Origin of the sequence: Acinetobacter pittii (assembly GCF_022449185.1) — a bacterium.
Classification (GTDB): Bacteria; Pseudomonadota; Gammaproteobacteria; order Pseudomonadales; family Moraxellaceae; genus Acinetobacter; species Acinetobacter pittii_I.
This window is the reverse complement of sequence record NZ_JAKUKO010000003.1, coordinates 318,676-335,502: the sequence shown is the minus strand read 5'-3', so window position 1 is coordinate 335,502 and position 16,827 is coordinate 318,676. Positions and strand designations below refer to the sequence as shown.

At 38.4% G+C, this 16,827-nt stretch carries 13 protein-coding genes; 4 read left to right on the top strand and 9 right to left on the bottom strand.

The window, feature by feature from the left end:
* Positions 1 to 223: 223 nt before the first annotated feature.
* The gene (locus tag MKX14_RS10235) at positions 224 to 4,180 is read right to left on the bottom strand and encodes a Dyp-type peroxidase (RefSeq protein WP_240282385.1); all 3,957 of its coding nucleotides are present in this window, start codon (positions 4,178 to 4,180) and stop codon (positions 224 to 226) included.
* A 347-nt stretch (positions 4,181 to 4,527) separates the two neighbouring features.
* On the opposite strand from MKX14_RS10235, the gene MKX14_RS10230 reads away from it, so the two are divergent.
* Entirely contained in the window at positions 4,528 to 5,337 is an 810-nt protein-coding gene (locus MKX14_RS10230; protein WP_108008496.1) for a M23 family metallopeptidase, read from the top strand.
* Here the strand turns inward: MKX14_RS10230 and phnO are convergent.
* The 3 genes from phnO to MKX14_RS10215 all read right to left on the bottom strand — a co-directional run bounded on the left by phnO (position 5,334) and on the right by MKX14_RS10215 (position 6,475).
* On the bottom strand, positions 5,334 to 5,759 hold the full coding sequence (gene phnO / locus MKX14_RS10225) for a GNAT family N-acetyltransferase (protein ID WP_108008498.1): 426 nt from the start codon (positions 5,757 to 5,759) through the stop codon (positions 5,334 to 5,336). The genes MKX14_RS10230 and phnO overlap by 4 nt on opposite strands.
* A 95-nt stretch (positions 5,760 to 5,854) precedes the next feature.
* Positions 5,855 to 6,277: an OsmC family protein gene (locus MKX14_RS10220; RefSeq protein WP_046812330.1), complete on the bottom strand. Its 423-nt coding sequence runs from the start codon at positions 6,275 to 6,277 to the stop codon at positions 5,855 to 5,857.
* Between the two features lie 78 nt (positions 6,278 to 6,355).
* Positions 6,356 to 6,475 carry a hypothetical protein gene (locus MKX14_RS10215; protein WP_078224862.1) on the bottom strand — a complete coding sequence of 40 codons (120 nt, stop codon included), beginning with the start codon at positions 6,473 to 6,475 and terminating at the stop codon, positions 6,356 to 6,358.
* Between the two features lie 240 nt (positions 6,476 to 6,715).
* Between MKX14_RS10215 and crp the strand changes: the two genes are divergently transcribed.
* Together crp and tas are read left to right on the top strand one after the other, a co-directional pair.
* Complete coding sequence (gene crp / locus MKX14_RS10210) at positions 6,716 to 7,423, top strand: cAMP-activated global transcriptional regulator CRP (protein WP_032004029.1); 708 nt, start codon at positions 6,716 to 6,718, stop codon at positions 7,421 to 7,423.
* Positions 7,424 to 7,582: 159 nt separating this feature from the next.
* Entirely contained in the window at positions 7,583 to 8,632 is a 1,050-nt protein-coding gene (gene tas, locus MKX14_RS10205; protein ID WP_240282384.1) for an NADP(H)-dependent aldo-keto reductase, read from the top strand.
* 54 nt (positions 8,633 to 8,686) lie between these two features.
* Here tas and MKX14_RS10200 read toward each other — a convergent pair whose 3' ends face one another.
* From MKX14_RS10200 to epD, 5 genes are all read right to left on the bottom strand, one after another.
* Positions 8,687 to 9,469 carry a M48 family metallopeptidase gene (locus tag MKX14_RS10200; protein WP_240282383.1) on the bottom strand — a complete coding sequence of 261 codons (783 nt, stop codon included), beginning with the start codon at positions 9,467 to 9,469 and terminating at the stop codon, positions 8,687 to 8,689.
* A 115-nt stretch (positions 9,470 to 9,584) separates the two neighbouring features.
* Entirely contained in the window at positions 9,585 to 9,902 is a 318-nt protein-coding gene (locus tag MKX14_RS10195) for a hypothetical protein (RefSeq protein WP_002121533.1), read from the bottom strand.
* A 122-nt stretch (positions 9,903 to 10,024) separates the two neighbouring features.
* Positions 10,025 to 11,344, bottom strand: coding sequence for an adenylosuccinate synthase (gene purA / locus MKX14_RS10190; RefSeq protein ID WP_002121613.1), 1,320 nt, complete (start codon positions 11,342 to 11,344; stop codon positions 10,025 to 10,027).
* A 63-nt stretch (positions 11,345 to 11,407) separates the two neighbouring features.
* Complete coding sequence (hisZ, locus tag MKX14_RS10185; protein ID WP_046812334.1) at positions 11,408 to 12,574, bottom strand: ATP phosphoribosyltransferase regulatory subunit; 1,167 nt, start codon at positions 12,572 to 12,574, stop codon at positions 11,408 to 11,410.
* Between the two features lie 311 nt (positions 12,575 to 12,885).
* On the bottom strand, positions 12,886 to 13,905 hold the full coding sequence (epD, locus tag MKX14_RS10180) for a type I glyceraldehyde-3-phosphate dehydrogenase (RefSeq protein ID WP_005076995.1): 1,020 nt from the start codon (positions 13,903 to 13,905) through the stop codon (positions 12,886 to 12,888).
* A 270-nt stretch (positions 13,906 to 14,175) separates the two neighbouring features.
* Between epD and alaS the strand changes: the two genes are divergently transcribed.
* On the top strand, positions 14,176 to 16,812 hold the full coding sequence (gene alaS / locus MKX14_RS10175; protein WP_240282398.1) for an alanine--tRNA ligase: 2,637 nt from the start codon (positions 14,176 to 14,178) through the stop codon (positions 16,810 to 16,812).
* Positions 16,813 to 16,827: the final 15 nt, after the last annotated feature.

The following is a 16,827-nucleotide window of genomic DNA, read 5'->3' as shown; positions in this document are numbered from 1 at the left end:
GTAAAACTCCATTATAATATGGGATTATGAATGACCTATTTCAAGTATATTTTGTATAATTTTTAAGTAATAACGAAAAAACTATATTTTGATCTGAATTTTTATAACAATTAGCAATTTTAAAGCTGCAATATATTTAAAAGTTGTAGTTGTTAAATTTTAAAATAAGTGAAGGCAGTCCTTCATCTGAAAGACTGCCTTATAAAATAACTAATTCATTATGCTATTGATGGAATGGGCATTTAGCTTGCTCTGTTTTTTCTTTTGGAATATCTGGCGTAGAGATTGGACGACGCTGATGCTGTTCTTGAATAATCGGAAACACAGATGTAAAGAAGTTTGACCAACCACCAGTGCGTACTCGTAATAAATTATACTGCTCAGGTGATGTTACAGCTTCACTAAATGTTTCTGGGTTAGCCACCGTTATCGTTAAAATATTAGATGAACTACCTTGACTAAACTGTTTTAAAATACCAATCAAATCTTTAACACCAAAGTCTTCACGAATGTTAAAGTCCGTAGGTGCTCCATCCGCCATTAAATTTGTACCAGTACCATCAAAACCTTTCAAAGCACGACTAAACTCAACAGTTTGATGGTCAATCGCTAAATCTGCTGGACTTGGCGATGGACTTAAATCTGATGCTACTGTCGTACCTAAACGACGACCATCAGCGCTCGCTCCATTCCATGCCCCCATCTCCACATGATTTTCAAAAGTTCCTACACCAGGTTGAATTTGAATACCAAAAGGATGTTCGTTTGAACCATAGCGCTCAGCTAAACCTTTAAGGCTTTGTGCGAATTGTGGCCATGGATTTGTAAATGTTTCGACCGATATCTCTGCAATCATTTGAACAATCTGATCACCTAGTTTATCGACTTCAGAGTTTCCTCGTCCATAACGCGGTTGTGCCAAAGCAATCTCTCGTAAACGCTTATAGCGATCAGCTTGTGCAGCAATACGAGCATGCCCAGCTAAATTACTAATAAATGGCTCAGTCATTTTATAACCCCAGTCACAACACAAGCATTCTAACAATTCAGGTAATGTAGTTACTGCGGTTAATGGATCAAATACCATTGCCTTAATAGCATATAGCGAATTAATGGTATTACTGAGCGAGATATAACATGGTCCATAAATATTATATTTAGCACCACCACTATAAAAATCCTGCCCTTTAGCCAAACAGTCATCCATCAAAATATTTAGAATTGGAGATGGACAAATAGCTGTATTGGCACCATAACCTAAGATTTGCCCATTAAACGCCTTACGATTGAGCAACTCAAAATGTTGTTTGTATAACTTTAATAGTTCTTCAAAACTATCAATCTGATCGGCAGGTTTCGTATTTAATGAAACAGTTTGTCCAAACAAATAGCTTTGCCCAGCACTTGAAATTGTTCTACCCTGATTTAATGCACATTCCAAAGGCTGTAATGTCGAGAAGCCACCTAATGAAAACCAGTTTTCGCCAGGGAACTGAGGTTCATAACAACCATCACAAGCATAATTTTGAGCTGAACGAATATCGACTTTAGAATTCCAAATTGGCAAATTAGAGAGCGCATCTCCCCCTACACCATCTCCACTTTGGTGAAGACTAGGAATAAGCTTTTCATCATTTAATAAAATCGGGTGAGCACCACCAGATAAAATTGCATGTGCAGCTTCTTCTAAAATATCTTCAGGAATATCTTTGCGTGTGCGTAGAGACAAACACGGAGCATTTAATGGTAAACGACCTGATGCACGAATGAATAATCGTGTCACATCATTGTAAGCAGGTTTGGTTTTAGAAAAGTCTTCTTCACCATCTGCTACTGTACCACCAACTGTAATCTGTTGAATCCATTGTCCTAAAGATGCTCCTTGAGGATAAGGTCCAGAACTACCACCCATTGCAAGATTACCGAAAGGTTGATGATCTTCCATGAAAATACGATTTTGTTGTACTTTTTCATCTAGCTTAATATAGAAAGCATCAATAATTTCTTGTGCCTCTTCAAGCGTAGCTGAATGGTTGTCCAAGAAAGGTTGCAACAGTTGATCAATGCGTCCAAATGCTGTTGGCTCACCATTTAAATGCAGACAGCTATGCAATGTAAAAATAAATTGAACTGCTTCAAGAAATGTCTCTGGTTTATCTTTCGACAACTTTTCCATTCGTTGACCAATCGCAGTTAAATTATCTTTTTCGAATTGTTGTCCTTCTTGCATCTGGTCTGCAATTTTAAATGCAAGTTTTGAGTAGTTTAAGAAATATTCAGAAATACCAGTTAGTGCCAATCTAGACGCTTCATAAAAATCTTTCTTTTCTTGAGTCTGTGCATTGCTTGCATGTTTAGCAATTTCTAGTTGTAAACCAGCCAAACCTAAATCTAGTGCTTTTTTATAATTTGGAATAACATGCCCAACACCCGATGCTTCACTTAAATTACGCAAAAAGCCCTGAAGGCGCTCTTCTTCAGATAAATACTTCATGACATAACGACCTTCACCCAAGGTCAGGTTTGGCATGGCTCCTACAATAATTTCATCAGGCATGATGCGATAGGTATCTGATCCATAAATGATCTTACCATCACATTCACGTCTGTTCGAATATGGAATCATTTCACCATTTTTTAATAAAATTTTTCTTCCACGGAAACCGTAATTTTCTGATGAAAATAACTGTAAACTTAATCGAATAGCCCAGCCTTTGCGCAACATAATTGATAAATCCATAATGTTTTCAGGCTTATCAGGAATATTAAACTGGTTAATGTAATAATCTATGCCATGCTCAATTTCTTCTTGCTTTCGGTTGAAATACCAGTTGTCTTGCCATAAAGAAAATGTATTCTCAAGTAGACTTAAAATACGGTTTGATGGCGGCTTAAAAAACTCACTATGAGGATTTAGCCCAGTCGCCATATTAAAAAGATAATTACTATGGTTGTAGTACATCAAACCATTATCAGAACTATTCGCATAATGGCGATCAAAACGCGTCCAATCCATACCTGGAAATGACTTCCAATCCAGATTATCGCTGTCGCTCAGATAATTAAAGGTATTTAGATACTCTGATTCTCGATCATTATCTAAATCTAATGTTAAATCTTTTAAACTTGGAATATAGAATATTCCTCCCAAGTCCGAGTGAAGATTATTGAATAGACGGTCATTCATGAAGCCTTTCAGGACATCTTGCTTTGAATCTTGCTTTGAATCGTTTCTTGGTCCAATTTGATTTGCCATCACTTCTTCTAAAATGGCAGCAGTTTTTGCAAAACCAGCAAAATAAATTCCTTCTTCATCTGCTTTAGTTACCGATTTTGGCACTCTAAAACTTGATTTTGACTCAGCACGACCAAACGGCAAACCCAAACGCAGAACTGGTGTAGTATTTCCATTTTCATCTTGCACACGAGAAGCTTTAATGTGCGAACGGCTATCACGGTCTGGAATAATCGTGTCGTCAGTTTTACGTCCAATCAAATCTTCAATTTGATCTTCTGACATCATATTGATTTGATCCCAGTTAATTAGAAACCGTTGGGATAAAACATAAGAACCACCAAAATGATCAATATCTTCTGCACCAATCAAAGTATGCTTTGCTAGCGAAATTGGATCAGATGGATTATTTAAATTTTCAGAAAAACGGCAACCCAGAACCTTACCATTACGACCAGTTTTAGATTGTGAAGCAGTATATTGTTCATTTATTTCTTTGATATCTGAACCTAAAAATTCCTTAATATATTCCTGTAATATTTCACATGCATTAGCATCATCACTTTTTACATGCAACCAAATATCACCATTCGAGTTTTTAAAACTCCCATTAGAATCCGCAAAAACTTTTGAGACATTTGGATTTTTATCTTCTGGATAATGTAATTGCATTCCTTTTGGTCGTGATAAACTTTCTGTTTTACAAATTCTATCCCAGTTATCAAAAGACACACCTATCGCCAAAGTTGTATTTTTACTAGAAAGTGCTGGATTCTTATTAACCTCTTGACGCACAGCGATCATTAATTGCTTAATTTTTTCATGTGTAATTTCTGTGTTAAGCCAAACCGTACTAAAAGTTGCATGAGGTGAAGGATAAACTAATCCTCGTTGCATATACTTCCATACTTCAGTAAAGCGATCGTTATAAGATATATTTGACATTATATTAGTTCCTTTAAATTTTTATATAATAATTAAAATTATGGTTATAAATTTAATTACAAAAATCATTATTAATAATAAAATTAAAAATAACAAGATATTTAAAATCAAAGCAAAAGACTAAGAGTTAACAATCAAAACAAACACCAGACCAAGTTTAGAATAAATAAAATATCAAAAACAAAAAAATATGGAATAATATAAGAATCTAAAAAAAATATTAAAATTTATTAAAAAATAAAATTATTTCACACGACTTAAATTAAGTTTTAAAAAAATTAAAACAACCTTTAAGTAAATCTTATTGATATAATCTTCATTATTCTTTTTATAAAAAAAAGGCAGCTATGTTTATAAAAAAGCTTTTCTCCGCTTTACTTTTTACTTCCATATCTTTTTATTGCTTTGCTGAGCTTCCACAAGACTCCAGACGACCTGGTGGAATTGCAGTTATTCCTCTAAGTACTGATATTACTCAGGTCACTTTTCAACAAAAGCCTGTTTTAATTAGCCAAGAAGGTCAGCAGCGTTATGCCGTGCTTGGTATTCCTTTATCTACTTCAATCGGCAGTATTCAACTCGACACAAATAAAGCCCCGATTCAAATAGAAGTTAAGTCTCATCCTTACGCAGAACAACGGATTAAAGTCACCAACCAAGATTATGTAAACCCTAACCAAAGTCAATTAGACCGCTACGCTCAAGAAGCGAAAGAACAAAACGATGTGTATAGCTCATTTACACAGAGCTCATGGCAAACCTTACCCACATTTATACGCCCAACTTCTGGGAAATTTAGCAACTCTTTTGGAAGAAAGCGCTTTTTCAATGGCGAGGAACGCGCGCCTCACTCAGGTCTAGATATTCCTGCGCCAGTAGGACAAAAAGTTGTTGCTCCCGCAGATGGTGTGGTTATCCAAACTGGATCTTATTTTTTTAATGGACAAACCGTGTTGATTGATCATGGCCAAGGCTTAGTCAGCATGTTCTGCCATTTAAGCGTAATTAAAGTAGAGAAAGGCCAACATATTCGCCAAGGAGAAACTTTAGGTTTAGTGGGTAAAACTGGACGTGTGACAGGCCCTCACCTGCATTGGGGCATGAGCCTTAATAATGCTCGGGTAGATCCCCAGCTTTTTCTAAATACAGCTCGTTAATTTAAAGCTTTACGAAAATACTTTGGCGCTTCGATATAGCCTTCTCTGAGGTAAAATTGATGGGCCAAAGGCCTTTGCATTCCAGAATGAAGTTCCATTCTGTCACAACCACGTTGTCTTGCTAACCTTTCTGCTTCTTGGACCAGTAAATGCCCTACACCGTTGCTACGCATATTCTCATCAACACACAGATAGCATATTTTGGCAAAGTCACCTTGTAAGGCAATTTGCGGAATAAAGTAGAGTGATAAAAAACCACAAATTTTACCCTTCTCTTCAGTAATCAAAATTTGTGAATTAGAGTCATTATGGAATATCTCAAATTTTTCTTGAATAAGAGCAAGAGGCTGTGGGTATCCCATCTGTTTAAGTAGATCACATATGGCTTGAGCATCTTCTGATTTAGCAGAACGAATATTCACCTTTCTTCTCCCTATTATTTTTTAGTTATTTTTGACAATAAAAAAGCCAACTCTAATGTCAGCTTTTTTTAATTTCTACCTAGCAAAAAAATGCCTTATTCCGCTTCAATAATTTCGAAGTCATGTGTAATTTCAACACCACCATCGGAAAGCATTTTACTTGCTGAACAATATTTCTCGGCAGACAATTCAACTGCTTTTGCAACCTGTTTTTCTTTCACAGCTTTACCTGTTACCACAAAGTGTAAGTGGATTTTAGTAAACACAGCCGGAATTGCGTCAGCGCGCTCAGCTTTTATATTGCATACAACATTTGTCACATCTTGGCGAGATTTCTTTAAAATGGTCACAATATCAAACGAAGCACATCCACCAAGTCCCATTAACAACAGCTCCATAGGACGTGGACCACGGTTTTCACCACCATACTCAGGTGAGCCGTCCATGATGACACTATGCCCACTATCCGATTTTGCTTCAAAAGCAACATTCTCTAGCCAATGTACACTTGTTTGCATTGCAACTACCCAAAAAAAATTATAAATTTAAGCAGGGTCTTTTGACATTTCATCTATGGATTGCGTTATAGCTAAAAATTAATCCAAATAAGACGCAAAACCTAGACAATGGCAATCCTTTGTCCAGTTTTGTAATAAAATTTGTGAAATTTCAGCCATAATCTGAGTTGCAATTAAAGCAGCGCAGGCATAGCGCAAGACCAAGTTATTTTGTACGTTCCGTTGTTAAGATCTATTTATTTAGAATGGCTAAATTTAATAGTTCTTATTTGGTACGTCTAAAAGAATTGTCTTATGTTGCAACCATCTGTGAAATGTCAACAGACCCTTGTTTTGTACACTAACATAAAATGAGTTGATAAGGAATTTCATCTCTTCTGTGTAATAGCTCATCTCGGGCTTGTGTGAATTGTTTACCCTATTCGGAACATATTAAGCATGACTTCAAATTTTTCACAACTCAGCACAGATGCTTTATCCCCGGGGCAACTACCTGAATCCGTTAAAGCATTGCTAAAACGTGCTCACATCAACAGATATCCAAAACGAACCACAATTGTTGATGCCGGAACAGAGTCAAAATCTTTATATTTAATTTTAAAAGGCTCAGTTTCGATTATTTTGCGTGAAGATGATGAACGTGAAATTGTTGTTGCCTATTTAAATCCGGGCGATTTCTTTGGGGAAATGGGGCTTTTCGAACCGAACCCTCAACGTACAGCCGAAGTTCGTACTCGTGATGTCTGTGAAATTGCAGAAATCTCTTATGACAACTTCCACGAACTTAGCAAACAATACCCAGACTTAAGCTATGCTGTTTTTGCACAATTAGTTCGCCGTCTAAAAAATACGACCCGTAAAATGACGGATCTTGCGTTCATTGATGTGTCTGGCCGTATTGCACGTTGCTTAATTGATCTATCTTCTCAACCTGAAGCAATGATTTTGCCGAATGGCCGTCAAATTCGCATTACTCGTCAAGAAATTGGCCGTATTGTTGGATGTTCGCGTGAGATGGTTGGCCGTGTACTCAAAACCTTAGAAGATCAAGGTATGATCCAAACTGATGGTAAAGCCATTCTTATTTTTGATGCATCATTAGAAGAAAACACTGTTTCTGATGAAGACTACGACGATGAAGAATAATATTCATTAAATTTTTAATAAAAAGCAAACTTCGGTTTGCTTTTTTTATATGCAACAATGAGTTAATACACAAAACTTACAAACTATTCTAATTTTATGATTTAAGTTGAATACATATTTTCCGTTAGGCTAACTCAAAATTTCCAAGGATTCAGCTGTATGCAATTTAACCCACTTAGTCGCACAGGTCTTAAACTTCCAGAAATTTGTTTAGGCACCATGACATTTGGTGAGCAAAACTCCCAACAAGAAGCTTTTGAACAACTCAATTACGCCTTGGCGAATGGTTTATATTTTTGGGATACGGCGGAGATGTATTCTGTTCCACCAAAACCTGAAACTTATGGTGCAACTGAAACGATTATTGGCAATTGGTTTGCCCAGCATGGACAACGTGACAAAGTCTTTCTCGCATCTAAAATTGCAGGTCCGGGCTTTGGAGGAACACACATCCGAGAAGGCAATACACGCTTTAACAGTGACCATATTGCTAAAGCTCTAGATGGATCACTTAAACGCCTCCAAACGGACTATATCGACCTTTATCAACTGCACTGGCCTGAACGTCATACCAACTTTTTTGGTACGCTCGCTTATGGCAATCAGCAAGCTGAAAATGATTACGACACAACACCTCTAGAAGAAACATTACTTGCTCTACAAGAAGAAATTAATCGCGGGCGTATTCGCTATATTGGTTTATCAAATGAAACCCCGTGGGGCACTATGAAATTTTTACATTTGGCTGAAAAGCTGGGTGTTAGTAAATTTGTAAGTGTTCAAAACCCATATAGCCTGCTTAACCGTACTTATGAAATAGGTATGTCAGAAATTGCTAAATATGAAGATGTCGGCTTGCTCGCCTACTCTCCTCTGGCTTTTGGTTACCTAACTGGCAAGTTTAGAAATGGTGCGCATCCCGCTAATGCTCGTGTAACACTATTCCCTCGCTTTAGCCGCTACAGCAACCCTCAAAGCGACTGGGCGACTGAACAATATGCACAGCTAGCAGAAAAGTATGGACTAAGCTTAACTCAGATGGCCTTAGCTTTTATTAAACAACAATTCTTTGTGACCAGCACAATTATTGGTGCCACTAATTTAGATCAACTCAAAGAAAATATTCAGGCATTTGAGATTGAACTACCAAGTGAAGTTCTAAAAGGTATTGAGGCCATCCATACCCAACAACCCAACCCTGCTCCTTAAATAAAAAACGGATGCTAAAGCATCCGTTTTCTTTATCTATATAAAATTTACATCTTATTTTCGGCTATTATAAACTGCCATTGCCGCAGGTAAGTTTTTACGCATATCACCAATACGTTGTGAGTTAGATGGGTGAGTAGACAAGAATGATGAACCACCACCACCTTCAAGCTTATTCATTTTCTCCCAAAGCGTAATCGCTGCATTTGGATTATAACCTGCACGCGCCATCAACATTAAACCACCTTGGTCAGCACGACTTTCCAAGCTACGAGAATATGGTAAGCCCACACCCACTTGTGTACCTAACTGAGCAGCAGCAGTACCAAGCTGACCTACATTACCACCATTAATCTGACTTAAGCCAATATTTAATGCTAAATCAGTTAAAGCCTGAGCGCCGATTTTACTTTTTGCATGCTCTTCTAAAGCATGTGTCATTTCATGTCCCATAACAGCTGCAATTTCAGCATCTGTCAGGTTCAATTTATTCACAATACCTGTATAGAACACGACCTTGCCACCAGGTGCAACGTAAGCGTTAATTGTATCTGATTTCAACACCGCTAACTGCCAGCTAAATGGTTGACCAGTCTGATTCATCTGGTTGGCATATGGTTTTAAACGGTTGAATACAGCATTAATACGGTTATATGTACTAGAGCTTGTATCGAGAGCACCCTTACCACGTGCTTCCTGCACCATCTTATTAAAACCTTGAGCAGATTGAGCATTTAAGGTTGCAGTATCTGCACCAGCCATGTCCGCCACTGTTGCACAGCCAGAAATGGTCATCACACTTGCTGCACACAAGCTTAAAAAGAGTTTTTTATTCATAACACGGATCACCTAAATCGATAAAAAGCTGTTTATTCTTTTGCACTTATTATAAGAAATACCACTCATGCTTTGAATGTCTCATTTCTTCATGATCATAGTATTTATGTAACGATCAAGTAGATAAAGTCATCAAATAAATCCAGAAAATTAAACAAATTACATTTAAACCCAAATAAACATGACTTAAGGTTTTAACTTTCTCTTCAAGATTAGGACTTTCCCGTTTCCAGAGTAAATAACTATTTTGTATGAGTACAACAGGAATTAACACACATGCGAACAAAACCGACAAGCTCATAAAAGCTGTCATAAAGAAATCTTCATGATATTCCTGTCCATAAATAACCAACATCGCCAGCGTGGGTGAACCACCAATAGCAAATAAAAAAGAATAAAAAATTGTTTTTGAAATAGTTGGTTGCAGCTTCATCCTGAGCCCATCCCTCCTTATCTATATATAACGTTTTAATCTGAATCTAATAAAACGAAAACTGCACTTTAGTCGGGTATAAAAAAAGCCCCCTTTCAGGAGGCCTTTTTAATCTTTGCTAATTAAGCAGAGAATGGATGACGTAAAACAATTGTTTCTGCACGGTCTGGACCAGTTGAAACGATATCAATCGGACATTCAATTAATTGTTCAATACGTTTAACATAAGCTAAAGCATTTGCTGGTAATTGATCGATACTAGTTAAACCAACAGTCGACTCGCTCCAGCCCGGCATAGTTTCATAGATTGGCTTCAAGCATTCAAAAGAAACCGCATCTGAAGAACCTACACAACCTGAATCTGTATTTTCATAACCTACACAGATTTTTACTTCTTCCAAACCATCTAAAACGTCAAGTTTAGTTAAGCAAATACCTGAAAGTGAGTTTACATCTACAGAACGGCGAAGAATTTCGGCATCAAACCAACCACAACGACGTTGACGGCCAGTAGAAGCACCAAATTCATGACCAACTGTACCTAGGTGTTTACCAATCGGATCACCAGAATCAGCAGCTGCATCGTAAACCAATTCAGTTGGGAATGGACCAGCACCTACACGTGTTGTATAAGCTTTAGTAATACCTAATACATAATCAAGATGTAAAGGTCCCATACCTGAACCAGAGCTTACGCCACCAGCAGTTGTATTTGAACTTGTAACATACGGATAAGTACCGTGGTCGATGTCTAGAAGTGAGCCTTGAGCTCCTTCAAACATTACAGCCTTACCTTCTTTGCGATAGTCATGCAATACTTTAGTCACATCAATAACTAATGGAGCAAGCACTTCACGCCATTGGTTGCAAAGAGCCAATACATCTTCAAATTTAACAGCTTCTACACCGTAGAACTGAGTTAATTGGAAGTTATGTAACTCAAGCATTTCTTGAAGTTTTTCTTCTAACGCTGCACCACCACGAACAAGGTCAGCAACACGCACTGCACGTCGAGCCACTTTATCTTCGTATGCAGGACCAATACCACGACCTGTAGTACCGATTTTAGCATTACCACGTTTCTTCTCACGTGCCTGATCAAGTGCAATGTGGTTAGGCAAAATGAGTGGACAGTTTGGAGAAATACGTAGACGTTCTTTAACAGGAACACCTTCCGCTTCCAAAATTCCCATTTCTTCAATTAACGCGGCTGGTGAAAGTACTACACCATTACCAATTAAGCACAATACGTTTTCACGTAAAATGCCTGATGGAATGAGGTGCAATACAGTCTTTTTACCACCTACGACAAGAGTATGACCTGCGTTATGTCCGCCTTGATAACGTACTACCGCAGCCGCCTGATCTGTGAGCAGGTCGACGATTTTACCTTTACCTTCGTCGCCCCATTGGGTACCAAGTACCACAACATTTTTGCCCATAATAGCCTCATTACATCATGCTGTTAAAATTGGAAACCACCAGTAAAAATTTACCGTTGGCGATTAAATCTTTTCAATATTCCATTGTCCATTTTGCGACACGAGTTGATGGGTCGCATATGGAATAGAACTTAAATCATCATTACCTAACAATTGAACGACACGTAAACCTTGAGCACGTGCATTCGAAATTGCTGAGAGTAAATCCTGTTCTGAGCCTTTTGGAGCAACAACAGTTTCGATTTCGGCGAACTGATTTGCACCTAGGGCATATAAATCACAACTAAAGCCAGTAGCAGGACGTGCGCGGCCAAAGTGCTCACCAATACCATCATAACGACCACCCTGCGCTAAAGGCGCAGCACGATTCGGTGCATAGACCGCATACATTAAGCCAGTGTGGTAGTGATAACTACGGAGCTCTACAACATCAATACCGATATTGAGATTTGGCCAACGGCCTTTAATTTGCGCAAGTGTTGTTTTAAGTGCATCTAATGCTGACTTAAATTCAGTATCTTGTAAGATGTTTGCACTTAAATTCGCCTGTAATGCTTCTAGATCACTAGAATAGCGGCCAAGTGCATAGAAATCAGAACCCATATTGAGGTTTTGAGTAAATTCAGCTAACTCTGGTAACGCTTTTCTTTGATAAAGATCTGAAAGCTCATGCTCTTCATTTTTTGACAGTCCAGCACATTTTACTAAACTGCGGAACAACCCTACATGGCCCAAATCTAAATGCGCGCCTTGTAAAGTATAGATGTTCTCAATCAACCCCAGCATAACATCGACCATTTCGACATCAGCTTCGATACTGTCATGCCCGTATAACTCTGCACCTAATTGTAGAGGTGCACGTGTGGCATTAAAATTTTGTGGTTTAGTATGTAATACAGTCCCTGAATAACAGTAACGTGCAACGCCTTCAACTGGTCTTACATGTGCATCGATACGTGCAACTTGTGGCGTCATATCAGCACGAACACCGAGTAAACGGCCTGAGAGCTGATCAATGACCTTAAAAGTTACTAAATCTAAGTCTTGATTTGATTCTGATAATGAAGACAACGATTCGATGTATTCGATAAATGGTGTATATACCAATTGATAACCTCGTACCGCGAGGAAATCTAAAGCTTCACGGCGAAGTTTTTCAATGACTTGCGCCTGTTCCGGCAATACATCTGCTACCCCGTCAGGCAGCAACCATGTCTCTGAAATGGTCATATTTCAAGCCTAAAATCTGATCAACGTGGAACGACCCCACATAAAAAAATCGGGAACACACCCGATTTCTCTTAGTGTAGCATGATACTTTGTGCCATGCACCTGACAATTTGCATAAATCTTTCTTAATAAACTCTAAAGTCAAAAATAAGATTTCATGAATTAATGATAATATTCAATATCTTATTCTCATTCACTCATATCATAGACAAAAGTTCTTCGACCAAAGAATGGGCCAATATCTGAGCTATCCCCTTGTTGCCAATTAACCAGATTTAATCTTTGAATAGCTTTCTTAAGGTATTTTAAATTTAGAAAGAATCACACAGATCCAATAAACGATTTGCATAGCCCCATTCATTATCGTACCAAGCGAATACTTTAGCTTGATGCCCTACAACCATAGTTTGAGTTAAATCAACGATGAGTGAATAAGGTGAATGATTGAAATCACTTGAAACCAATGGCTCATCTGTTACCGCCATAATTTCTGCATAGTCTGTTTGAGATGCTTTAATTAGTATTTCATTAATGTGATGCACAGTAATTGGAGATTGCGCGATAAAAGTTAAGTCAATTGCAGCTACATTAATAGTCGGTACCCGAATTGAATAACCATCAATACGGTCTTCCATCTTAGGCATAACACGTTTTAATGCACCGAGTGCACTAGACGTAGTTGGGATAATATTTTGCCCTGAAGCTCTAGCACGACGTAAATCACGATGTGCGTGATCAAGTACAGATTGATCTGCTGTTACTGCATGAATTTCTGTCATAAGTGCAGTTTCAATACCGAAAGCATCATCAATGATTTTTACTAATGGAACCAAAGCCTGCGTAGTACATGAAACGCTTGATATGATCTGATCAGTCACTTTGACTTCATTATGGTTCACACCATAAACAATGGCTGCATCGACATGATCAAAAGGTGCCGCCCCAATAATGACCCGTTTCGCCCCTGCTTGTAGATGACGTGTTGCATCCGCATGAGAACGGAACAGTCCCGTACACTCAAGTACCACATCAATATCTAAACTAGACCATGGTAAAAGTTCAGGTTGTTTCTGCTTTAAAACCTCAACTTTTAACGTTCGTTGATTTGACTGAATATTCAAAAAAACTTTTTCATTTTCAATGAATATATCTACATTTCCATTGAAACGGCCGTGCGTAGAATCATATTTAAATAAATGTACTAATGTCTGGACATCTGCTATATCGTTAATCGCCACGATTTCAAAATGAAATTGTTTTGGGCTCTCGAACCAGGCGCGTAAAACATTACGTCCAATCCGACCAAACCCATTAATGGCGATACGTTGCATGACCTATCCTTATCAACAAAACTACAAACTAAAGAAGGCATATAGTAAAGCACGTCAAGGCCAATTGAATATAGATTTTTAGCCAAATCACAGTTTTGTAAGATATTCCTTTTAAAATCGTTGGTTCGGTGGGGTTTTTCCGCTACAATTTAGCGTTTTTAAAAAATAAGCCCCGTATCACATGCTAAGGTTTGGCATAAAACAAACAGGCATTGATACATTTAGCCAAATTCGAAAATATGGAGTGACTTGGTTGTGAGTACTCGTTTAATGACATCTGCTGAAATTCGTGAAGCATTTTTGCGCTACTTTGAAACGCAAGGGCATACACGTGTCGCGTCGAGTTCTCTTGTTCCTGCCAACGACCCAACTTTATTATTTACAAATGCTGGGATGAACCAGTTTAAAGACTGCTTTTTAGGTCTTGAGAAACGTGACTATGTGCGTGCAACTACATCTCAAAAATGTGTACGCGCTGGCGGTAAACACAATGACTTAGACAACGTTGGCTACACTGCACGTCACCATACATTCTTCGAAATGTTAGGTAATTTCTCATTCGGTGATTATTTCAAACGTGATGCGCTTAAATTCGCATGGGAATTTTTAACCAGCGAAGAATGGCTTGCTTTACCAAAAGATAAACTTTATGCCACGGTTTACCACACCGATGACGAAGCTTACGACATCTGGAACAAAGAAATCGGTTTAGCGCCAGAACGTATTATCCGTATTGGTGATAATAAAGGTGAAAAATACGCATCTGATAACTTCTGGGCAATGGGTGATACTGGCCCATGCGGTCCATGTTCTGAGATTTTCTTTGACCATGGTGATCACATTTGGGGTGGATTACCAGGCTCACCTGAAGAAGACGGCGACCGTTTCATTGAAATCTGGAACAACGTTTTCATGCAGTTTAACCGTACTGCTGATGGCGTACTTCACCCTCTTCCTGCTCCATCTGTTGATACAGGTATGGGCTTAGAGCGTATCTCTGCTGTATTGCAACATGTTAATTCAAACTACGATATTGACCTGTTCCAACACTTATTAAAAGCTGCTGCAAATATTATTGGTATTGAAGACCAAGGTCAGCCTTCTTTACGTGTTGTTGCAGACCATGCGCGCTCATGCTGTTTCCTCATTGCTGATGGTGTAAATCCAAGTAATGAAGGTCGCGGTTATGTACTTCGCCGTATTATCCGCCGCGCTGTGCGTCACGGTAATAAACTTGGTGCAACTGGTACGTTCTTCTACAAAATGTTGCAACCTTTAATTGAAGTTATGGGTGATGCATATCCAGAGCTTGCAGCGCGTAAAGACGTGATTGAAGCAACTTTAATTCGTGAAGAAGAACAGTTTGCTAAAACACTTGAGCAAGGCTTAAAACTACTTGAAGGTGAGCTTGCTCAATTAAAAGATAAGACGATTCCTGGTGCGACTGTATTCAAACTTTACGACACTTACGGCTTCCCGACAGACTTAACTGCTGATATTGCACGTGAACGTGACTTTATTATTGATGAAGCTGGTTTTGAAGTAGAAATGGCAGCACAGCGTCAACGTGCTCGTGATGCTGGTAAGTTTGCAGTCGACTACAACAACATTGTAAAAGTTGAAGGCGAAACTCAGTTTGATGGTTACATCAACACTACTGGTCAAGGTCAAATTGTAGCGATCTATAAAGATGGCGTACAAGTTGATGAAGTTTCTGAAGGTGACGAAGCGCTTATCGTTCTAAACCAAACTCCTTTCTATGCTGAAAGTGGTGGTCAGATTGGTGATACTGGTATCTTCAAAAATGAAACTGGTATTTTTGAAGTTCAAGATACTAAAAAGTCAGGCGGTGCCTTTGTTCATCAAGGTATTGTGACCGTTGGTAGTCTTAAAGCAGATCAAAATGTTGAAGCGATTGTTAAAGCAGACATTCGTGAAGCAACTGCACGTAACCACTCTGCAACTCACTTATTACATGCTGCCCTTCGTCAAATCTTAGGCTCACATGTACAACAAAAAGGTTCTTTAGTTGCAAGCGATATCTTACGTTTCGACTTTGCTAATGACCAGCCGGTAACTTTTGAACAGTTACAACAAGTTGAGCGCTTAGTGAATGCAGAAATTATTGCAAATAGTGCTGTAACAACCGAACTTCTTGATATCGAGGCTGCAAAAGCTAAAGGTGCCATGATGTTGTTCGGTGAAAAATATGGTGATGAAGTACGTGTACTTTCTATGGGTTCAATTATTGATGAGAAAAATTTCTCAATTGAACTTTGTGGTGGTATCCACGTTAAACGTACAGGTGATATTGGTTTATTCAAAATCACTTCTGAAGGTGGTGTAGCTGCTGGTGTACGTCGTATTGAAGCTGTTACAGGTACTAAAGCGCTAGATGTAGTACAAAAAACTGATGCTGATATCCAGCACATTAATGGCTTATTAAAAGCACAGAAAGACCAAACTGTTGAGCGTGTACAAGCCAATGTTGAATTGGTTTCTGCATTACAAAAGCAGATTGAACAGCTCAACCAGAAATTGGCAAACTTCCAAGCATCAGAATTGATTGATCAGGTACAAACCATTGCTGGTCGTCAAACGCTTATTACCACTGTTCAAGGTGTAGATGCAAAATCACTTCGCAACTTACACGACAGTGTTAAATCGAAATTAGAGAATGCAGTTATTGTGTTAGCTGGTGTAGAGGGTGACAAAGTCAGCCTACTTGCTTCAGTTGCATCACAATACACTACAACTCTAAAAGCAGGTGACATCATCAAACATCTAGCAACCGAGTTAGGTGGTAAAGGTGGTGGTAAACCTGACTTAGCACAAGGTGGCGCGCCACTTAACGAGAAGTTTGGACAAGTTATCGCAGCATTACCTGCATGGCTTGAACAAAAATAAGACTTCACTTTTTGT